This window comes from Streptomyces coelicoflavus (assembly GCF_003112555.1).
In the GTDB taxonomy this organism is placed as follows: Bacteria; Actinomycetota; Actinomycetes; order Streptomycetales; family Streptomycetaceae; genus Streptomyces; species Streptomyces coelicoflavus.
The window spans coordinates 37,919-55,476 of record NZ_BEWB01000020.1 but is presented as its reverse complement, the minus strand read 5'-3'; the positions used below and the strand labels follow the sequence as shown (position 1 = coordinate 55,476).

Annotated in this window: 35 protein-coding genes; 3 read left to right on the top strand and 32 right to left on the bottom strand. The window is 71.8% G+C overall.

Annotated features, from left to right (window positions below; translation table 11 throughout):
- Positions 1 to 6: 6 nt before the first annotated feature.
- From Sco07f_RS36550 to Sco07f_RS39915, 19 genes are all read right to left on the bottom strand, one after another.
- Positions 7 to 789: a hypothetical protein gene (locus Sco07f_RS36550; protein WP_108990439.1), complete on the bottom strand. Its 783-nt coding sequence runs from the start codon at positions 787 to 789 to the stop codon at positions 7 to 9.
- A gap of 100 nt (positions 790 to 889) precedes the next feature.
- A complete protein-coding gene (locus Sco07f_RS36545) occupies positions 890 to 2,005 on the bottom strand; it encodes a phage minor capsid protein (RefSeq protein WP_108990438.1) in 1,116 nt (371 codons plus the stop codon).
- Between the two features lie 15 nt (positions 2,006 to 2,020).
- Positions 2,021 to 3,541, bottom strand: coding sequence for a phage portal protein (locus Sco07f_RS36540; protein WP_108990437.1), 1,521 nt, complete (start codon positions 3,539 to 3,541; stop codon positions 2,021 to 2,023).
- Positions 3,522 to 3,728, bottom strand: a complete 207-nt coding sequence (locus Sco07f_RS36535; protein ID WP_108990436.1) for a hypothetical protein — start codon at positions 3,726 to 3,728, stop codon at positions 3,522 to 3,524. Before Sco07f_RS36535 ends, Sco07f_RS36540 begins: the two co-directional genes overlap by 20 nt.
- Positions 3,728 to 4,999, bottom strand: coding sequence for a PBSX family phage terminase large subunit (locus tag Sco07f_RS36530; RefSeq protein ID WP_108990435.1), 1,272 nt, complete (start codon positions 4,997 to 4,999; stop codon positions 3,728 to 3,730). The genes Sco07f_RS36535 and Sco07f_RS36530 overlap by 1 nt, the downstream gene beginning before the upstream one ends.
- Positions 4,999 to 5,532 carry a helix-turn-helix domain containing protein gene (locus Sco07f_RS36525; RefSeq protein WP_108990434.1) on the bottom strand — a complete coding sequence of 178 codons (534 nt, stop codon included), beginning with the start codon at positions 5,530 to 5,532 and terminating at the stop codon, positions 4,999 to 5,001. Before Sco07f_RS36525 ends, Sco07f_RS36530 begins: the two co-directional genes overlap by 1 nt.
- Before the next feature lie 78 nt (positions 5,533 to 5,610).
- Positions 5,611 to 6,039, bottom strand: a complete 429-nt coding sequence (locus Sco07f_RS36520) for a hypothetical protein (RefSeq protein ID WP_108990433.1) — start codon at positions 6,037 to 6,039, stop codon at positions 5,611 to 5,613.
- 181 nt (positions 6,040 to 6,220) lie between these two features.
- Complete coding sequence (locus Sco07f_RS36515) at positions 6,221 to 6,787, bottom strand: hypothetical protein (protein WP_108990432.1); 567 nt, start codon at positions 6,785 to 6,787, stop codon at positions 6,221 to 6,223.
- A gap of 121 nt (positions 6,788 to 6,908) precedes the next feature.
- A complete protein-coding gene (locus tag Sco07f_RS41175) occupies positions 6,909 to 7,043 on the bottom strand; it encodes a hypothetical protein (RefSeq protein WP_280524580.1) in 135 nt (44 codons plus the stop codon).
- An 83-nt stretch (positions 7,044 to 7,126) separates the two neighbouring features.
- Positions 7,127 to 7,375 carry a hypothetical protein gene (locus Sco07f_RS36510; protein WP_108990431.1) on the bottom strand — a complete coding sequence of 83 codons (249 nt, stop codon included), beginning with the start codon at positions 7,373 to 7,375 and terminating at the stop codon, positions 7,127 to 7,129.
- Between the two features lie 22 nt (positions 7,376 to 7,397).
- Positions 7,398 to 8,030 (bottom strand): hypothetical protein, encoded by a 633-nt coding sequence (locus tag Sco07f_RS36505; RefSeq protein ID WP_108990430.1) that lies wholly within the window; start codon positions 8,028 to 8,030, stop codon positions 7,398 to 7,400.
- Positions 8,030 to 8,434: a hypothetical protein gene (locus tag Sco07f_RS36500; RefSeq protein WP_108990429.1), complete on the bottom strand. Its 405-nt coding sequence runs from the start codon at positions 8,432 to 8,434 to the stop codon at positions 8,030 to 8,032. Before Sco07f_RS36500 ends, Sco07f_RS36505 begins: the two co-directional genes overlap by 1 nt.
- 15 nt (positions 8,435 to 8,449) lie before the next feature.
- A complete protein-coding gene (locus Sco07f_RS36495) occupies positions 8,450 to 9,136 on the bottom strand; it encodes a hypothetical protein (RefSeq protein WP_108990428.1) in 687 nt (228 codons plus the stop codon).
- A gap of 165 nt (positions 9,137 to 9,301) precedes the next feature.
- The gene (locus Sco07f_RS36490) at positions 9,302 to 10,414 is read right to left on the bottom strand and encodes a RodZ family helix-turn-helix domain-containing protein (RefSeq protein ID WP_108990427.1); all 1,113 of its coding nucleotides are present in this window, start codon (positions 10,412 to 10,414) and stop codon (positions 9,302 to 9,304) included.
- Positions 10,415 to 10,478: 64 nt separating this feature from the next.
- On the bottom strand, positions 10,479 to 10,754 hold the full coding sequence (locus tag Sco07f_RS36485) for a hypothetical protein (RefSeq protein WP_108990426.1): 276 nt from the start codon (positions 10,752 to 10,754) through the stop codon (positions 10,479 to 10,481).
- Between the two features lie 145 nt (positions 10,755 to 10,899).
- Positions 10,900 to 11,094, bottom strand: a complete 195-nt coding sequence (locus Sco07f_RS39920; RefSeq protein ID WP_159107037.1) for a hypothetical protein — start codon at positions 11,092 to 11,094, stop codon at positions 10,900 to 10,902.
- Entirely contained in the window at positions 11,094 to 11,282 is a 189-nt protein-coding gene (locus tag Sco07f_RS36475; protein ID WP_159107036.1) for a hypothetical protein, read from the bottom strand. The genes Sco07f_RS39920 and Sco07f_RS36475 overlap by 1 nt, the downstream gene beginning before the upstream one ends.
- The gene (locus tag Sco07f_RS36470) at positions 11,282 to 11,560 is read right to left on the bottom strand and encodes a response regulator (RefSeq protein ID WP_108990424.1); all 279 of its coding nucleotides are present in this window, start codon (positions 11,558 to 11,560) and stop codon (positions 11,282 to 11,284) included. The genes Sco07f_RS36475 and Sco07f_RS36470 overlap by 1 nt, the downstream gene beginning before the upstream one ends.
- The gene (locus tag Sco07f_RS39915) at positions 11,557 to 11,706 is read right to left on the bottom strand and encodes a hypothetical protein (protein ID WP_159107035.1); all 150 of its coding nucleotides are present in this window, start codon (positions 11,704 to 11,706) and stop codon (positions 11,557 to 11,559) included. Before Sco07f_RS39915 ends, Sco07f_RS36470 begins: the two co-directional genes overlap by 4 nt.
- A 197-nt stretch (positions 11,707 to 11,903) precedes the next feature.
- Between Sco07f_RS39915 and Sco07f_RS36465 the strand changes: the two genes are divergently transcribed.
- Complete coding sequence (locus tag Sco07f_RS36465; protein WP_108990423.1) at positions 11,904 to 12,179, top strand: sigma-70 RNA polymerase sigma factor region 4 domain-containing protein; 276 nt, start codon at positions 11,904 to 11,906, stop codon at positions 12,177 to 12,179.
- Complete coding sequence (locus Sco07f_RS36460; RefSeq protein WP_108990422.1) at positions 12,172 to 12,576, top strand: DUF6221 family protein; 405 nt, start codon at positions 12,172 to 12,174, stop codon at positions 12,574 to 12,576. Before Sco07f_RS36465 ends, Sco07f_RS36460 begins: the two co-directional genes overlap by 8 nt.
- A gap of 60 nt (positions 12,577 to 12,636) precedes the next feature.
- Here Sco07f_RS36460 and Sco07f_RS39910 read toward each other — a convergent pair whose 3' ends face one another.
- Together Sco07f_RS39910 and Sco07f_RS36455 are read right to left on the bottom strand one after the other, a co-directional pair.
- Positions 12,637 to 12,783: a hypothetical protein gene (locus Sco07f_RS39910; protein WP_159107034.1), complete on the bottom strand. Its 147-nt coding sequence runs from the start codon at positions 12,781 to 12,783 to the stop codon at positions 12,637 to 12,639.
- A 21-nt stretch (positions 12,784 to 12,804) separates the two neighbouring features.
- Complete coding sequence (locus Sco07f_RS36455) at positions 12,805 to 12,999, bottom strand: hypothetical protein (RefSeq protein WP_108990421.1); 195 nt, start codon at positions 12,997 to 12,999, stop codon at positions 12,805 to 12,807.
- A gap of 58 nt (positions 13,000 to 13,057) precedes the next feature.
- Between Sco07f_RS36455 and Sco07f_RS36450 the strand changes: the two genes are divergently transcribed.
- The gene (locus Sco07f_RS36450) at positions 13,058 to 13,273 is read left to right on the top strand and encodes a hypothetical protein (protein WP_108990420.1); all 216 of its coding nucleotides are present in this window, start codon (positions 13,058 to 13,060) and stop codon (positions 13,271 to 13,273) included.
- Positions 13,274 to 13,433: 160 nt separating this feature from the next.
- Here Sco07f_RS36450 and Sco07f_RS39905 read toward each other — a convergent pair whose 3' ends face one another.
- The 11 genes from Sco07f_RS39905 to Sco07f_RS36400 all read right to left on the bottom strand — a co-directional run bounded on the left by Sco07f_RS39905 (position 13,434) and on the right by Sco07f_RS36400 (position 17,428).
- Complete coding sequence (locus Sco07f_RS39905; protein WP_159107033.1) at positions 13,434 to 13,601, bottom strand: hypothetical protein; 168 nt, start codon at positions 13,599 to 13,601, stop codon at positions 13,434 to 13,436.
- Positions 13,598 to 14,338: a hypothetical protein gene (locus Sco07f_RS36445; protein ID WP_108990419.1), complete on the bottom strand. Its 741-nt coding sequence runs from the start codon at positions 14,336 to 14,338 to the stop codon at positions 13,598 to 13,600. Before Sco07f_RS36445 ends, Sco07f_RS39905 begins: the two co-directional genes overlap by 4 nt.
- Before the next feature lie 105 nt (positions 14,339 to 14,443).
- The gene (locus tag Sco07f_RS36440; RefSeq protein ID WP_159107032.1) at positions 14,444 to 14,788 is read right to left on the bottom strand and encodes a hypothetical protein; all 345 of its coding nucleotides are present in this window, start codon (positions 14,786 to 14,788) and stop codon (positions 14,444 to 14,446) included.
- Between the two features lie 20 nt (positions 14,789 to 14,808).
- The gene (locus Sco07f_RS36435) at positions 14,809 to 14,988 is read right to left on the bottom strand and encodes a hypothetical protein (RefSeq protein WP_108990417.1); all 180 of its coding nucleotides are present in this window, start codon (positions 14,986 to 14,988) and stop codon (positions 14,809 to 14,811) included.
- Positions 14,985 to 15,326: a hypothetical protein gene (locus Sco07f_RS36430; protein ID WP_108990416.1), complete on the bottom strand. Its 342-nt coding sequence runs from the start codon at positions 15,324 to 15,326 to the stop codon at positions 14,985 to 14,987. The genes Sco07f_RS36435 and Sco07f_RS36430 overlap by 4 nt, the downstream gene beginning before the upstream one ends.
- A complete protein-coding gene (locus Sco07f_RS36425) occupies positions 15,323 to 15,526 on the bottom strand; it encodes a hypothetical protein (RefSeq protein WP_108990415.1) in 204 nt (67 codons plus the stop codon). Before Sco07f_RS36425 ends, Sco07f_RS36430 begins: the two co-directional genes overlap by 4 nt.
- Positions 15,523 to 15,705 (bottom strand): hypothetical protein, encoded by a 183-nt coding sequence (locus Sco07f_RS36420; protein ID WP_108990414.1) that lies wholly within the window; start codon positions 15,703 to 15,705, stop codon positions 15,523 to 15,525. Before Sco07f_RS36420 ends, Sco07f_RS36425 begins: the two co-directional genes overlap by 4 nt.
- Entirely contained in the window at positions 15,702 to 15,944 is a 243-nt protein-coding gene (locus tag Sco07f_RS36415) for a hypothetical protein (RefSeq protein ID WP_108990413.1), read from the bottom strand. The genes Sco07f_RS36420 and Sco07f_RS36415 overlap by 4 nt, the downstream gene beginning before the upstream one ends.
- Complete coding sequence (locus Sco07f_RS36410) at positions 15,941 to 16,267, bottom strand: hypothetical protein (protein ID WP_108990412.1); 327 nt, start codon at positions 16,265 to 16,267, stop codon at positions 15,941 to 15,943. Before Sco07f_RS36410 ends, Sco07f_RS36415 begins: the two co-directional genes overlap by 4 nt.
- Positions 16,264 to 16,983 (bottom strand): hypothetical protein, encoded by a 720-nt coding sequence (locus Sco07f_RS36405; protein WP_159107031.1) that lies wholly within the window; start codon positions 16,981 to 16,983, stop codon positions 16,264 to 16,266. The genes Sco07f_RS36410 and Sco07f_RS36405 overlap by 4 nt, the downstream gene beginning before the upstream one ends.
- A gap of 82 nt (positions 16,984 to 17,065) precedes the next feature.
- Positions 17,066 to 17,428 carry a hypothetical protein gene (locus Sco07f_RS36400; protein ID WP_108990410.1) on the bottom strand — a complete coding sequence of 121 codons (363 nt, stop codon included), beginning with the start codon at positions 17,426 to 17,428 and terminating at the stop codon, positions 17,066 to 17,068.
- Positions 17,429 to 17,558 lie beyond the last annotated feature (130 nt).

The window sequence follows — 17,558 nt, the reverse complement described above, 5'->3', positions numbered from 1 at the left end:
AGAGGCTCAGGCGCGCGCCTTGCGGCGTGCTTCGCGCTGGGCCTCGATGCCGGTTGGCTTGTTGGGCTTCTCCGAGCTGCCGGAGAAGTCGCTGCTGTTGCGCGCGGGCGCGGTCTGCGCCTTGAGCTTGGGGTTGTCCGCGACCGCGGCCTTGATGGCGGCGGACACGGCCTTGTCGAACCCTTCGGCAGACGGGTCCAAGTCGGCGATGGACTTCAGGAACGAGCGGGAGTCGGTCAGCGCCGACGCATCCGCGCTGTGCTTCCCGGCCCCGCGGAACACGGCCAGCTCGATCGCCGTCTCACGGTGCGCCTTCTGCGTCCGCTCGATCTCGGCGGTGAGCTTCGCCGGGTCCGGCGCCTCGTCCTTGTCGTCCTTGATCAGGCCGAGCGCCTTGCCCATCTCCTGGACGAGCTGCGCCTTGGCCTCCTCGGCCGCCTGCTTCTTCGCCCCGGTGCGGGCCTTGGCCGCCTCGGCGTTGGCGTCCTTCAGCTCCTTGCGGAGCCGCGCCAGTTCGGCCGCCGGGTCCTCGCCGTCCTTCTTCGCGGGCGGCTTCGGCTTGGGCTTCTCGCCCTTGCCCTCGTCGTCGGCCTTGGTGTCGTCGTCGCCGGTCCCGCCGGCGTCGTCGTCCTGGCCGCCGTCGCCGCCTTCGTCACCGTTGTCGTCGTTGTCGGATCCGGAGTCGTCTCCGTCCCCGCCGTCGGCGTACAGCCAGGGGTCGAAAGGGCCCTTGGGGTAGGGGTGCGTCCAGCCAGCACCGGCCAGCCTGGGAAGGGTTCGCTTCTGCATGCGTGCACTCCTGGTGCGCGTCGGAATGGTTCGGCCCCGCGCCTGGCGGGGGTTGTGCAGTCCGTCCCGCGCCTGGCGGGCGGAAGACTGTGGGGCCCGGTCAGCGGGCCGTGGTGAGCTGCTCGCGGCGGCTCTTGCGGGGCAGCCCCGTCTCAGCGACCAGCTCCCGGATTCGGGCCTGATACGCGCGCACACGCGCCCGCCTGGCCTTCGCCGTGGGCTCATCCATGGCCGCATCCGCCAGCCGCTTCCACTTCCGGATCTGCCGCTCGTAGTACCGCTGCCGCTGCGTGTCCTCGTACGTCCCCCGCGACGGCTGAGCCTTCGGGACCCGGGAGACACCGGGCAGATATGCCGACACCCGGTGACGGCAGTTCGGGTGCATCAGCCCCGCCGCCCGCGCCTCGGGCAGCGACCCCGCCACCTCCACGCGGACCATCTCGCCGTCCTCGGTACCGTGCTCGACCTCCACCGTCCGCTTCCCGGGCGCGCCCGAGCGCGCGAGCACCTTGCGCTCCCACGGACGGCACAGCGGACACTCCTCCGGCGCCTGCGACACCAGCACCAGATCGATCCCGGCCGCGCCAAGCCGGTCCGAGTGCGCCTCCAGCGACGCGCGCGCGGTCGCCGACCGCATCGCCGCCTCGATGTACGACCTCAGCTCCCACGACCGTCCCGACCGGTCGACGAAGCCGCGCACCCCACGGGCCGCGAAGTCGTCGAACGCCCGCTGTGCTGCCTGTCGTCGGGTCTGCGCGCCGAGGAGCGGGGCCGCCGCCGCACGGGCCACGACGTCCCGGTACGTGTCCACCGACACTCGGAGCATCCGCAGGTACACGGGCCCGGTGTCGGCGATGACCGCCTGCGCCAGCCGATCCACGACCGGGGCCGCCGGCAGAGCGACCGCAGCCGCGGCGGCCTGGCCGACTCCGAGGGCCCCCAGCTCGGCGACAGCGGCCTGCTGGCCGCGGTCGTACGCCTCGGCGAGAGCCTGCCCGATTGCCCCGGAGGCGTCGGTCTGGAGCGCCGTGATCACGTCTCGGACCGCCGACGCGAGGTTGCCGACGGCGGCCAACTTCAGCTCGGCCCAGACCGGCGAGTCCCAGCCTTCGGTGAGGGCGCGGCGGATCTTGTCGATCAGTACGCCCTCGGCGGCCTCGTACAGGTCGGCGACCGCGGCGGCCAGGTCCTCGGACATCTCCGGCGACACGGCCACCGCGGCTCACCACCTCTACGGCATCTCGCCCGTCTGGAACGGGTCCGGCACCCCGGTACCGTTCTCCTGCTGGATCAGCGCCACCTCGGCGGCCACCTGCGTGTCGTCCCACTCGGGGTGGGCCATCCGCACCAGCGTGTCCGTCGACGCGGCCTGCGCCCGCCGGAGGACGTCCGTGGTGTTCGCCAGGGACAGCGGGTCCTCCTGCACGCTGTCCTCGAACTCGACCGTCGGCCGCTGCGGCTTGGTGCCGCCGCCGAACGCGTACTGGTCGACGGCGAGGAGCGCCTCCACCAGCTGCGCCAGCGCGGGCCGCCACCGCAGGATCTTCTTCCCGCGGGTCGTCATCGATCGCCGCTCCCGCGCCGTCACTTCGGTCGCGGTCACGGCGACGTCGCCGCCGATCCCGAAGGTCTGCCCGGAGTAGCCGGCCGACCGCAGGATCTGGTTGACCAGGTCCTCGGCCGTGTCCCGGTGCTCCTGCACACGAATCTGGAACTGAGCCACAGTGAGCTGCTGGTTGACGTCCTGCCGCACCAGCATCTCCAGGCCGGCGTAGGCCTCCTGGTCCGGGTTCCAGCTGCTGCCGCGCCCGGGCCCGTTGGAGTTGAGGTAGGCGTTCGGGACGATGATGCGGCCCTTGCCGAGGCGGATGTCCCGCATCCAGCTGGAGTAGGTCTCGTCCAGGGAGTCCATGAGCGGTTCGACGCCGTCGAGGTCGGAGCGGCCGAACTCTGCGAGCTTCGGCTTGCACCGCCACCGGCGGGACGTCTGGTTCGGGATGTAGACCACGTCGAGACCGTCGTAGCCGGTGGGCATGGCGCCCTCGGCGTCGACCAGCGGCGCGTAGTCCTCGGTGGCCGACGAGTCCTCGAGCGGGACCGGGCGGCCGAGGTTGTCCTTGGTGCCCTGGTACAGGCCGTGGAGGATGCGGCCGCGCTCGTGCCGCTGGAGGTGGCGCCAGACCTGACCGTCCTCTTCGCGGACGATCCGCCAGAACGTGACTGCGGAGAGGCGGCCCCAGGTGAATTCGGGCAAGGCGCGGTCGGCGTGCTCGGCGTGGATCCACGCCCGGTCGGCGACGTCCTGGTCGTAGACGGGCCGGAGGTAGATCCCGCCGAGGGCGGCGCCGATCTCGGCTGCGGTCTGGAGGGTGGCGAGCATGCCGTCGTCGGCGAGGGTGTCGAGACGGGTCTGCGTCGTGTCGTCGTCGACGGTGAACTTCGGCGGCTCACTGAAGAGCAGGTCCGCGCTGCCGCCGCACAGGTCCCCGGCGATCGGAACGTGAAGCTTCGTCCGCCGCTCCCCGGCCGCGGTGGGAGTGCCCCACCACCAGCGCGAGATCCGGCCCCAGACGCCGCCGCTCATCGTCGCGGCGAGACGCTTCGGGTCGGGGCCGCCACCGGACCGGCCGCCGTACAGGGCTTCCAGCCGGTCGGGGTCTCCGGACCACCAGGAGTCCCAGCCGTGCATGGCGTCGAGGGCGGGGCCGAGGTACGGGGGCGGCCAGGCGGTGTTACCCGTGGGCAGCGGCATCCGGCACCTCCCCTTGGTCGTTGCCCTTCGGGCGTTCGATCTCGTCGGCCGCTGCACGGAGGGCTGCGGCGAGGTTCGTGGTGAAGCTGTCCGGCCCGTCGGAGAGATCGAAGGTCAGCGCCCCGACCTCGTACGGCGGGAGGTCCCCGAGCTGGAGACGGACAGGCATCTTGACCTCTGCGGCCATCAGGCGGCCACCTCCAACCGGGTCGGTAGGTATGGCCGCCACAGGGCCTCGGTCGTCCGTACGCCGTAGCGGAGTGCGTCGACGCTGTGGTCGTTCTCCTTGATCGGCTTGTCCTCGCCGCGCTCGGCCGCCTTGTCGTCCCAGGAGTAGCCGGGCAGCTCGTCGATCAGGCCCTGCGCGGACTCGTGCACGAGCAGGTCCCCGGTGGAGAACAGCGAGGAGACGGTGCGGATCCCGTCGAGGACCGAGTTGTCGGCGGCCGTCACACCGGACACGCCGTCGCGGTGGAGCTGCTCGATGTACGACGACGCGGACGGGTCCACGATCGTCCACTCCGGGGCGACCCCGAGCACGTTCGTCTCCGGCTGCGGCACCCGGGCGAGCCACGCCCGCCGCGCCTTCGAGTACTCGCTGTCGGTCATCTGCCGGCGTGCGGTCCGCGAGTCGTGCCGGTACTCCGAGACGACGTACAGGCGCCGGTCCGCGCCGACACCGACGAGGAGGTCGGCGTAGGGGTTGACGGTGCCGTAGTCGATCGAGTCGCACAGCCAGCGTTCGATCCGCGGCAACGTCCGGACGACGTGCTTCTGCGCGTCGAACATCTCGTAGATCGCGCCCTCGGACTGCACCCAGTGCCCGGAGATGAACCGCCGGTACCAGAGACCCACGTACTCGGCCTTGAGCGAGGCGACGTAGGCGGGGTCCAACGCCGGGTTGTCGTCGAGGGTGAAGTGCCACGCGCGCAAGTCGAGCTGGTCGGCGCGGTCGAGGAACTCCTTCTTCAGCCAGTGCCCCGGGTTGTCCGGGTTGGTCGTGGCCATCAACCGCGCCCCCGGCACCGACAAGCGGCCGAGGAGCTGGTTCCAGAAGCCGCGCGGCATCAGCGTCGCCTCGTCCACGTACGCCAGGCACGCGGTCAGCCCGCGCAGACGGCCCTCGGCGCGGGAGTCCGCCGCACCGATCAGGTGCACCGTCCGGCCGAGGATCGTCGCCGTCGTCGCGCCGCGGGTATGGACGACGAGCTTCGCGACCGCCCCGAACAGCGCCTCGTCCTGAAGCGGGTCGAGGACGTTCCGTTCGATCGTCTGCAGCGACCGGCCCACGATCACGATCAGCCCGGACGCCGGCGCCGCAGCGACGGCGATCAGGAAGGCGATCAGCGAGGCGATCGTCTTGCCGGAGCGGATGGCTCCGTGCCAGATGTTGATGCGCGCGGTCGCGGCGGCGATCGAGCGGATCTGCGCGCGGGAGAGTGGCAGCGAGTCGAGCATCAGCCCTCCCCGCTGTCGTCCCCTCCACCGTCGAGGCCGGCCAGCTTGTTCAGGCCCTCGGCGAGGGAGCCGAGCATCGAGCGGGCGGCGTCCACCCCGGGGTCGCCGTCGAGCTGCTCGAGCTTGACGGCCTGGTTGAGGTACTGGGTGATGGCCCCTGCGAGGGCTTTCTCTTCTTGGCCTGGGACGTGGTCGAGGCTTTGAGTCTCGATGCCGTTGACGGTGCCGGTGGTGAATTTGAACTGGCCACGTTCGGCTGCGTCGAGGTGGTCGAGGAGCTTCTCCACGCGGCTGTAGGCGCGCTCGATGATGGCGGTGCGGCGCGCCTTGGCGTCGACTTTGCGGGCCTCGGTGGCGACGGCGGTAGCGGTGCGGTCGAAGGTGAGCCCGAGTTGTTCAGCGTGGACGCTGATGGTGCGGAGGCTGCGGCCGACGATCCGGGAGATCTCGTTGCGGCCCTTGCCCTGTGCGTGCAGCTCGCGGATCTGCTGGAGTTCCGCTTCGGTGACCGGGTTGGTGTTCTGGTTGGCCACGGGTCACCTCCCTTGGGGCGTGCGAAGGCCCGGCCGTGGGAACGGGTCACGGCCGGGCCAGTCAGTGGATGCTGCGGGTCAGCGGTTGGCGCACTTCTCCTCAACAAGCTGGCCAGCGTACTCGTGGTCGAGGTTGTCGCTCTGCAACTGGTCGGCCAGCCACTCGGGCCCGTAGGCCTCGACGCCGGTGCACAGCACGTCTTTCTGCGCGTCGCTGTACTTGTCCCAGACCAGGCCGACGCTGAGTTCCGTCATGCGCCGCTTGCTGATACCCGGCCCCTCGTCGGACTCGGAAGGGCTGGGGGCTGGCTTCTTCGACGACGGCGCGGGGGTACTGGGTGTCGCGGAGGTGGTGGCCTTGGCGTCGCTCTCGTCGTCGCCGTCGTCGAGCGCCACGCCGAGGGCGATCAAAGCGCCGAAGAGGACGGCGAGGGGCAGGCAGCCGAAGGTAAGGATCTTCCGGCCGATGCCGGGTCTTGGGTTTCGTGCTGGCGGTTGGTGGCTCATGGGTCCCCCCTGGGACGGATGTGAGATACGGGGGGAATGATGCCGCGTCCGAGGCTTCCGGTTCCGGGCATGCCAGGACTGGCCTCAGGATGCGTCATGATCCCCGGTTTTGCAACTAGGTGCACAGGCGGGGCCCGCCGTCACGGAACGACGGGCCCCCGATCGGCGCAGCTACAACGCCTCACACTCCCTGAGCCACCACATCGGTGATCTTCACGGACAGCTTCGAACCCGCCGAGGCCGTACTGAGCATCGTCGGCATGAAGTTCAAGCTCGTCTGGTCCGACAGTTCGGCCGTCTCGATGACCGGCCCTGAATCGCCACCCCGGATCTCGTAGGTGATCTCGTACACAGCGTCCGGATCGATGTCCGTGCTGTCGCCGACGAAGGTCAGCTTTGGCTCGACCGTCATGTTGCAGCCCGCGGAGCCGAAGCACTGCCGGTCGGTGGTGCGCAGCTCGATCGTAAAGCTGTCGGGGTCAACCTCGACGTAGCTCGGTTCCAGCTCGGGTTCGGGCTCCTCGGCAACCGTGGTTGCCGGGGCCTCGGTCGGGGCGCTCGACTCTGCGGTGGCGGCTGGCTTGCTGTCGTCGTCCTGGGCCTGCACGACGACGATGCCGGTGCCGACGATCGCGGCGATGACGGCGGCTGCGGCGCCGATGATGATGGCGTTGGTGCGGGACTTCTTCGGGGTGGCCGGCGGGGTGGGTGGTGGGAAGTCGGGCATGGGTGGCGTGGTGTTGGACATGGGTCCCCCCTGGTGCTGTTCGTGTTGTGCGAGTGTGCGACTCGTGAGGGTGGCGTGTGGTTGCCTCAGGTAGGCAGGATTCACCTGATCGTGACGAAGCGGAAGGCTTGTCGCTGGGCCGCTACTTCTTCGGGGCGCCGGGGACGGGCTTCTTCTCCCGGGGGAACCAGCCGCCGCGGCTGGCCTGATACTCCGTCTCCTTACCCTTCAACCTCGGGTCGTCGGGCTTGATCGGCTTCTTGAATCCGAGTGCCATGATGGGCTCTCCGTCTCGTGGTTGGGATGGAACCCGGGGCGGCCGGCTAGCTGGCAGGCGGGCGGCCGCCCCGGGGCTTGTGGTCAGCGGCCCCAGCAGTTCGCCAGGACCGCGAAGATCAGAAACGCGACGAACAGGAAGCTCCCCGACGGCAGACACCCGTCGCCACGCGCCTCGTCGTGCACCGCCCGGACCCCGTCACCCGCGGCCGGCGCCAGCCCTCCGTGCGCGGTACGCCGGTGCTCGACGAGCTCGTCCTCGGCGTCCGCGCTGCGACCGCGGCGCTCCGGTGAGACGGCCTTGCACTGGCGGCACCAGTACTCGTACGGCATGACAGGGGTCCTTCCGGGCGGGTCAGTTCGCGGGCGTAGGAGGCGTAGCTACGGCTGTAGCGGCGTCTGCTACACCGCTGGTCAGAGGCGTAGTAGCGGGGTTGCTACGGGTCTTGGAGAGGGGCGCGGGAGCGCCCGGGGAGAGTGCCTCTTCCCAGACGGTGAGGTCCTCCCGGTGCACCCCCTGATTCACCCGGCCCGCGGCGTCCCGGACGGACGCCCGCAGAGGGATGCCGCGGCGGCCGAGAGCGGCGCGCACGTCGGCCGCCTGGCAGGTGGGGTCCTGCCCGGTCTCGTGGAGGTGCTCGACGACCCGCTTCACGTGGACGCCGGGGGCCTCGCCGATGAGGTCCCAGAGGATGCCCGGGAGCGGGTCGTGGGGGACCTCGGCGGGGGGCTGCTCCCCTGCCTCCTCGACGGGCTGCTCCCGGCGGTCGGGGGCGTGCATCCACGCGGCGACGCACCAGGCGGCGAGCAGCCACGCGAACGCCGGCCGGTACCGGGCCACCGCGTACCCGGCGACGACGAGGACAGCGAGCGTGCCCTTCCAGCCCAGCCGTCCCGCGAGGCGCAGCAGCAGGGCCCGGGAGCCCGCGCCGAGCGACCCCAGCAGGGGCAGCAGGGCGCGGACCTTGTCGGCCGTGCGGGTGACCATCAGGCGACCTGCTGGCCGAGGTTGGCGATGGCCTCGGAGACGGTGCTCCACAGGCCGCCCGCGCCGGACGCCGCGTACCAGAACACGATGCCCAACAGGGCGACCTGCTTGGTGTCGAGCTTCTTGAACAGAATGACGATCGCCAGCGTCAGGGCTACGGCGGGCATGGTGACGCCCGGCACGATGCCCTGCGCCACGTCCAACAGCGAGCCGACCAGGTCCGGGACCAGCTTGAACAGGCCGCCGGCCGCCGCATAGGACGATCCGGCGAGCATGCCGAGGATGAGGCAGGGCCACCAGCCGAGCGGCTTGACCTTGCCGCCGCCCTTGATGCCGACCAGCAGCAACACGGTCAGGGCGACGGCGAGGCCGACGATGCCGAGGTTGCCGAACAGGGAGTCCACGAGGTTCCTTCGGGGTCAGGCGCCGGTGCCGTAGAGGAGCAGGCCGGCGGAGACAGACGAGACGGGGATGGCGGCGGCCCAGGCGAGGGGCCAGGCCCAGGTGCGGGCGCGCCGGTAGAGGCTGATGGCGCAGGCGCCGAGGCCGTACAGGACCCACGCGGAGGGGGTGGTCCAGTGGCCGTGGGCGTACCAGGCGGCTGTGCTGGTGCCCCAGTCGACAAGGCCGAGGGGCCAGCCTGCGGCGGCTGCGGTGGTGTGGTGGATGAGCCAGCGGGTGCGGGGGCGGATGCTGGCCCAGGCGTCGAGGAGGGACTGGGGCGGAGCGTGTCGCCGTGTCGTCTCCTGTGCCGTGGGGTGTGCCGGGGGTGTGTCGGGTGGCGTGACGTTGGTCGGCGGGCTGCTGGTCGGGGGCGTGACGGGGGCCGTGTCGGCCGTGTCGTCCTCCGTGTCGGCAGGCGGGGCGGGGAGACGGTCGGGCTTGGCCGCCCACCAGTCCGGCAGCCGAGTCGACGGCCGCCGGACTGGTGCGGGCGGGGCCGGCTGCTCGCTGGCGTACAGCCTGTCCCACCACGCGTCGGACGGGTCGTTGGAGGGCGGTGCCGCGGGCGCGGCGGGGGCCGGGGTGGGGCCGGCCTGTGGCCCGACGCCTGCCTGAACGAGGAGGCTACGGATGCGGCGCTCGTCGGCGCCCTGGCTGATCATGCGGGGTCCTCGGGTCGACGGGACGGGGCGGTTCGGGTCTGCTCGCCGGGTCTGCACGGGTGCTGCTCGCCGGGTCTGCTCGCCGGTGGTGGACTGCTTCCGGCAGTCGCAGCGAGGGCCAGAACACGGGGTGCTGGCCGCCACTGGTGGTGTCGGAAGCCGGGGCTACTCGCTGACGGGGGTGGTCTCTTCGTGGGTGAGGAGGGCGCCCCAGACGCGGCGCAGGCGTTCGTCGCTGCCGACGAATCCGCGGTCGCGGAACTCCTTCTGGGCGTGCCTGTAGGAGCGGGGCGGGTCGTCGGTGTACCGCAGGTGCCGCAGGACGACGCCGAGCTGTGTGTCGGTGAGCGGCTCGCCCGTCACGGGGGTCGACACGCCCGCGACGGCGGCCAACTCGGCGAGCGTGACGGACTGTGTCGGGGCCGCTTCGGCCGTGTCGGCGGTCGCGTCGGTGGGGTCGGTGACCTGCGTGTCGGTGGGCGGCACGGGGTGCGGGGCGGTCGTGTCGGGGGTGGTCTCGGGAGCTGTGGCCGGGGCGATGGCGGGACGGTCTGTGTCGGGTGCCGTGACGGCGGCCGACACGGTCGTGTCAGGGGTCGACACGGCGAGCGTCAGGGCGCGTGTCGCGAACGCCGCGGCCTTCTCGCCGTGCTTCTTGTCGGCCTTCTCGAGGCGCTTCTCTGCCTTCGCGCGGGCCTTCGCGATGCGGGCCTCCGCGACGGTGAGGGTCTGCGCGCGGGCGATCTGACGCTCCATCTCGCCGAGGTGGCCGGCGGTCTCGGTGACGACGTCGGTGACGGCGGCCGCACGGAGGTGGCGGGCGTCGGCGGCGGCGCGGGCGCGGGCGTTGCGGTCGGCGGCGGACTGGCCAGCGATCTCGTTGGCGGTGGTGCCGTCGGCGAGGACGTTGCCGACGAACAGGCGCAGCGCCATGAAGAGGGCGGCGGCCAGGGGCACGAACGCGAACACCTTGGCGTGGCCGAGGATCAGGAGGGTTCCGGTGGACACGCCGAGCGCGGCGAGGGACAGGCCGAGCATGACGGCCATGCCGAGGCGGGAGCGCTGCCGGATCGCGACCTCCGACATGCGGAGGGCGCCGATCCAGAGGGCGTCGTAGACGAGGGCGATGGACCATCCGGCGATGTGGCCGAGGCGGCCGTCGAGGCCGAGCATGGGGCCGAGCTGGCCGCCGACGGTGATGGCGACGAGGGTGAGCGCGGCGAGGGTGAGGAGCTTCTCGACGACGGCGAACACGTCGAGGCGGCGGAGGCGTTCCATCGGGGTCCTTCCTTGGGGCCGCGCCCGGGTTGTGTGTCGTTGGGCGCGGCGGTGGAGGGGGTGGTCAGGCGGTGGGCTTGGGCATGGCACGGCAGGTGGCGGCGTGCTCGTTGGCCTCGCCGCGGGCGTGAACGATCGAGTCGTAGTTGTCGAACTCGTAGTCGCAGCCCAGGCAGAGGTACGGGTAGACGAGGCGGCCCGGCTTCGCCTCCTTGCGGAGTTCGACGGTGGCGCCGCCCTGGGTGAGGAACCGCATCAGGACGTTGCTCTTGGCCTCGGCGGGTGCGGGGGTGGTCTCGGGCACGGTGGTCTCCTTGCGACGGGTGAGGAAGGCGAACATCGGATCTGGTCCTTCCGGAGTGGGGGCCGGGCCGCGGGGGGAGGTTCGCGGCCCGGCCGGTCGGTGGGTCAGGCGAAGTGCCGGCCGATGAGGACGGCGGCGAGGATCAGCGGCCAGACCATGGCGAGGATGTAGAGGGCGCGCATCAGTTCGTCCAGCGGAAGGTGCCGCCGCGCTTCATGCGCGCCCGGTCGGCCTTCTCCCACTTCTCGGCGGCATCGCCGGCCTCGCGGGCGCCGGACGTCTTGGCGCGGCGGAACCGGGCGGCGTCGCCGGTGACGGAGGTGCCGGCGGCGGGGTAGGCGCGGGTGGACTGCGCGCGACGCGAGAACAGACCCATCAGCGGCTCCTCCTCACCGCGGTCGACGCGACGGTGTGGACGGCGCCCTGGCGCAGGTGGATGCCGCAGCCTTCGATCTGGACGCGGGCGGTGGTGCCGTCGTCGGAGAGGACGCGGACGGGGACGGTGTTGCCGTGCTGTCCGGTCTCGGGGAGGACGGCCTTCTCGTCGATGACGTGCATGGGCATCAGGCGGCCCTCCGCGTCCACTTGACGACGGAGTCACCGCGCTGGATGGTCACGACGGCCGCGTCGTCCTCGGAGAGAACCCGGCAGTCCGACGCTCCGGCGGCCAGAGCCTGCAGGGTCTTGGCGGCCTCGATCTGGACGTGTCCGCCGCAGACGATGGGGTGGGGGTGGGTGTCGTCGTTCCAGGTGGCGCCGGCGTTGTCGCTGAGGGTGGCGGTGTACTGGGCGTTCTCGTCGATGTTGGTGACGATCGGGTGCTGCCAGGGGTTGGTGTTCATCGGCGGTTCCCCTGCGCTTCCCGGGCGGCCTGGGCGACGGCGTAGTCGTTGGCGGCGCGCTGCTGGAGCTCGGCGGCCGACGCGTTGACGTCCTGGGTGACGGGCGTGGGGCTGGGCTGGGGCTGCTGCTGGTCGGTACGCTCCATGGCGGACCTGCTCCTTCGTCGCGGTTGTGGGTGGGTCCGCCCCCGGCCCATATGGCGTTCCAGCGCCGGGCCGGGGGCTTTGTGCATCAGGTCGGAGGCGGAACCTCCGAACCGTTGTGTAGGAAGCTACACGCGTGTAGGTTCCTACACAAGACGGTAAGGAAGATCCGCCTCCCGAGCCCCGGGAAGGAACGGACATGGACGACCGGGCAGAGGAGGTGCGGCGAGTGCTGGAAGCGATCGACGCGGTCACGGACGGGGAGCCGCCCGAGGCGCGGGCCAAGAGACTGACCGAGCTGCTCAAGTCGGTCGGAGAGAAGGTCCGGAAGGAGCGGCGCGACGCCGTGCTCGAGATGGTCGAGCGCGGCATGTCTTACCGGCAGATCGCGGACGCCTCGGGGATCAGCTTCGGACGTGTCCGGCAGATCATCGCCGACGACCCGGCCAAGCAAATGGAGGCACACGATGGATGACCTGGTGCAGTGGCTACGCGCGCAGCTCGACGCCGATGAGGCGAAGGCGCGCGCTTGCCCTGGCAACGGCGAGTGGACCGCGAGCGACATCGCGATCTACGGCACCGACCTCTCCTCCGAGGTACGCGAGCACATGGCCGAGCATGAACCGGCGCGGGTGCTGCGCGAGATCGACGCCAAGCGGCAGGTGATCGCGAAGTACATCACGGCCGTCGATCGCATGGCGGAACTCGCCGCCCTGATCGAGAGGGTGAAGGCCGAGGGGCAGAGCACGCTCATGCCGGAGATGGACCGAGCAACCGCCATCCACAGGCGTGACGTCCTAAGTGAGGTGCTGCGCCTGTTCGCGTTGCCCTACGCGGACCGTCCCGGATACCAGGAGTCGTGGCGGCCGTAGCCCGCCCGCACCGAAGCCCCCGTCCTCCAGCGAGGCGGGGGCTTCGTCGTGTCCGGGGCCCTACTGCCCGCGGCGGGTCGACAGTCGGTAATCGCCGGCCGGACCTTGGGGTGTGCGCGGCCCGGGCAGGGGTGGGAGCTGGTTGCCGTGGCGGCGCATGATCTGCCGCAGCGCGCGGGCGGCGACGGGGTACGGACGGTGAGCCATGCCGGACAGGATGGCAGACGATCACCCGGGGTCCGGCCACTCCGTCAACACGGTGCCCGTCTCGTCGTCGGTGAGGGTGATGCGCGCGCCGGCCTGGCCGTAGGCGCCGACCCAGGCGGTGAACCTGCCGCGGGCCACGGTCTCGTCCGCCCACCAGCCGTGCATGGTCGGCCGGCCGTCGAGGGAGAGGACGAGGTGGTAGCGGTCGGGGTGCACGTCACCAGGATGCGCCGCCTGCCGTGCTCTCGCCGGTCGGCGCGCGGACGATGGGTGTATGGCCACCGACCGTCCCGTGATCGTGTACCCACCCGATGAGCAGGGCGGCCGGCGTGTGCGGGTCGACGGGGCGATTCTGGGGCTGGCGTACGGTGTGCAGGACGTGGCGGCGTTCATGCAGGAGGCCGGGTTGCAGGGCTTCGACGAGATGGACGTCGTCCGCAGCGCGCTGATCGAGTGGCGTGGGGGCGGGCCGGACGTCTGGACGCACTGACCGACGGCATCGTACGGTCGCAGGGCACGGGAGGGGGCACCTTCCAATGGGCCAGCCGCACCCACTGGGGACGGCGGGCCCCGTGCTGATCAGGGCGGTCCGGGCAGGCTCCCGTATCCCACCGGCACCGGTCGCCACCCGGTCTTCCGGACCGCCGCGCTCAGGATGCCACGTCGCCGTCGCTGCGCCGCTCTTCGATCAGGAAGATCCGGCTCGGGCTGCGCATGCCACGCCGCATCTGTGGCACCTCCCGCGCCACCTCGGGATGCTCTCGCAACAGCTCTGCGCGAAGGATCTCCGCGAACTTCCGGGCCTCGTCGTCGTTCATGCCGCGATCACCCCGCTCTCGGCCCAGATCCTGCCGCACCCGGTGCAGTGCGCGACGGGCGTCCGGCCCTCCCCGCCGTGGACATCGATCGCGCCGCCGCACGCGCACCGCTGCTCCAGCGTCCGTTGCTGCGCTGCGATGTCGAGGGCCCGCTCTACTCGACCGGCCGCCGACCGGGCCACCGAGGCGATCCGCTCCTCCTCCGCGGAGGTGACCGGACGGAACGGGCCCGGCGCGCCTTGCATCCGGCCGAGGAGCCACAGCGCGGTGTACGGCGCGTCCGGCCGGGGCCCGGTCCACCGCCACCGACGCCGGTCCGCGGCATCAGCCTGCGCCGCCTCGACACGGCGGGCGTGGTCTTCCCAGACGAGCCGCTCCGCGCGGGTCCGGGCTACAGCGGCACGACGCGGTGCCGGCGGCCGGATCGGCTTCCGCTGCACGGTCTCGGCGATCGCGTCGGCGCATTCGAGGAGCTCAGCGTGAATGCCGGCCATGGTGTCGAGGATGTGCAGCCGGACCGGGATCGGGCGCTGGCCGATCTGAAGCGGGTCGCGTTCCAGGGCGCGGAGGGCGGCGGCTTTGTGGGTGCGCGCTTCGGCCTCGTCGGCGTCGAGGCGGGCGAGGTAGCCGCGGAGGCCGAGGCCGAAGGCGCCGACGGTGACGGGTTGGCCGGCGGCTTCGTGGAGGTCGGTCCAGTGGAGGGCGATGGTGCGGAGGTGGGTGGCGGTGCTGGTCATCGTGCGCTCCGTGTGCTGGGTGGGGCGTAGGCTGATCACACCGCGCATGGGGCGCCCCGGACATCTGGCCGGATGGGGGCGCCCCGTCGTCGTGTCAGGGGCGGCTCAGAATCGCCACCATCCGTCGTAGCCGTCGGGCACGGTGGGGCAGTTGTCGAGCATCGGCCGCAGCAGCGCGAGGTGTTCCTCGATGACCTCGGGCCTCTGCGCTCCCCAGTAGCGTTCGCCGTCCCACCGGCCCTGACAGTCGCCTCCGTGGCGGCCGTCGTCGTGCCGGTCGAGGAACTCGGCGGCGCTCTCGGGCACGCTGTCCTGCGCGTCCCACAGGTCGCCGATGCAGGCCACGGTCACGCCGCGGCGGCGCCGGTACCAGACGGCTCGCATGGTCGGCCGGTCCGGGTCGCTCGTGTCGAGGCTGCCGAGGTCGACGGCGTACTGCTTGCGTGACATGACGAATCGGTCCTCGCGGATCATCGGCGGTTTCCCTTCTTGCGGGTGGCGCGCGTGGCCGCGCGGCGGGTCTTCCGGTTCGGTCGGGGGTCGGGGGTCTCGTCGTCGACGAGCTGCTCGACGCGGACGAGACGGGTCTGCCAGGTGACGCCCGGGGCGGGCTGGTGCTCGCCCCGGGGTGTGCTGCTCGGGCCGGTCATGCCGCGGCCCGTGGCTCGTCCCACGCTGCGCCGCCGCGCTCACGACCGCTGATGATCAGCGGTCCGGCGTGGGAGTCGCGGTCGCGGACGTAGTGGCCGGCGGGCTCGGTGCACAGGGTCTCGGGGTACAGGTGGTGCGGGGCGCCGCAAACTCGGGCCGCGCGGGCCGCGTCCTCGCGGGCCTCCCGCTCGTACGACGCGGAGACGAGCAGCAGGATCGCGGCCGAGACCAGGCCGGGGATGCCGAACGCCGGGTGCTGGGTGGCCGGGTAGATCGCGGTGATGACGGAGGCGAGGGCGCCGGCGTGGCAGGCCCGGGCCTTGCGGGCGGCGGTCACTGCGTGGTCCTGACGTTGCGCTGGGAGCTGATCGTGTCGCCGAGCGCGAGGATCGCCTGGGCGACGGCCGCGGTGGCGATGGCCTGGGCGCGGGCGGCGTTGGCGATGGTGATGTCGGTGGAGGTGCGTTGGCCTTCGATCTCGGCGAGGACGTCGCGGGCGGCGATGATGCTGGCGGCGGCGTCGGTGCGGTGGGTCACAGGTAGCTCCCGGTGGGGACGTTGTGGGCGGTCCAGAGGGCGTAGCGGCTGGCGCCCTGGTCTTGTTGGTCGCGGAGTTCGGCTTGTCGGAGGGCGAACGGGCTGGGCGGCCGGTCGAGGTCGTCGTCGGGCTCGTCGGTCCAGTCGGGGTCGCAGTCGAGGGCGAGCTGCTCGGTCATGCGGCTTCCTCGTAGTCGGGCTCGCGGCGGGCGTAGCGGCGGGCTGCGGCGCGTCCACGGGCCCAGGAGGGGCGCGGGCGACGCCCGGGCCGTATGAGGCGCCATGCGGCCCGTACAGCGCCGTACAGCGCCACGAGGATGGCGGCCAGGGCGAGACCGACGGCGACGGCTCCGGCGATGAACCAGATGCCGGCGGCGAGGATGAGGAGGCGGAGGGTGTCGACGGCTTCAGCGATCACTGCTGCGCCTCCCGCCGTGCTGACCGGGCCAGGGCTTCGACGGCGGTGATTCCGTTCACGGTGACGTGCGGTGCGGCTTCCTTTGCGAGGCGCAGCGCGGTGTCGAGGTCGAATCGGTGCGCGGCGATCCACTCGTCGGTGCGCTCGGACGGGATGGGTTCCCAGTCCCAGCTGCCGTCGTGGTTCATGCACTCGCGGTGGCGGGTGATGGCCCACAGGCCGTGGCCGCGGTAGTCGACGGTGATCTCGTAGAACGGGCTGTTGATGTCCGTCTCGGGGAGGAGGGTCACGGCGTACTGGGTGGCGATGGCGTAGGCATTCACGACGGCTGCGCCCCGTCCTGCCGCGCCCCGGCGGCGGGCTGCCCACCGTGCACGCACTCGCCGTCCTCGGTGTCGCAGGCCGTCTCCGACTCGGCTTCGCGGAGGCAGGAGCCGCTCAGGGACGCGGTGCACTCCGGCTGCGCCCCGGCGGCGGGCTGGTGGGCGTCGGCGTGCAGGTGGCTGACGGGGAATCGGCCGCCGCAGGAGCAGCGCGCGCCTTCGGTCTCGGCGGGCTGTGTCTCGTCGGCCATACGGCGCAGCTCGTTCGCGGCGGCGTTGATGTCCAGCATGTGATCGTCGGTGAGGTCGCGCAGGCGCTCGGAGTTGTCGAGGTGGTCGGCGGCTTCGCGGAGGACGGCAGCCCGGTCGGCGGTCTGGTCGGTGGTCGCGGGCAGCACGGCCAGCACCGCGTCGGCGACCTCGTACTGGTGCCTGTGGTCGAAGTAGGGCAGGTCGTAGGCGGCGAGCGCCTGGGCGATGCGGTCGCGGAGCGCGGTCTGGTCGGCGGGCGGCAGCGACACGACAGACGCACCCGGGCACTCGTCCGCCGGGTGCGACTGCCGCATCGTCTTCGACGCCGACCAGTGATGCTGATCGCACGCCTCCGTCACCTGCTCCTCGATGACGAGGCCGCACGATGCTTTCGGGCAGGGGCAGGCGGCTTCGATGTCGGCGCTCATGCCGGGGAACGAGCGGCCGATGTGGTGGTTGGTCACGGTGTCCTCCGTGGTGGGTGGGTAGGGTTCGGGCACCGGCCGCCCCGCAACTCGACTGCGGGGCGGCCGGCCTGTGAGGTGGCTACTCGCCGCGCATCTCGATCGCGGTGTCGATGCCCTCCCAGTTGTCGACGCCCGCGCCCTCCAGGCAGCGGAGCCACGCGACGTCCTCGGCCGAGGCGGCCAGGTCGTCCTGGAGGCGGCGAACCTCGGCGAGCAGCGCGGGCACGTCGGTCCGGGCGGCGGCCACGAATGCGGCGTCCGCACGGTCCTGCTCGGGCGACGTGGTGCCGCGGCAGGTCTCGCCGATCCACTGGGACAGGCCGGGCTGGTACTCGGTGCCCTGGTAGATCTCCCAAGCGTCGGTGCACCAGGGACCGGGGGTGGCGGCTTCTGCGCGGGCGGTGATGTCGGCGAGCTGCTGGCTGGTGAGGCGGTCGGTCATGGCTGCTCCTGTGGGTTCGGTGTTCGGTGGTGGTGGGTTACGCGGGGTAGTGATCGGTTTGGTGTTCGCGCGTGGCGGGCTGTATCCGGATCTGCGCGCTCAGGCGGCCTGGTGGCCCGTGTGGGGCTTG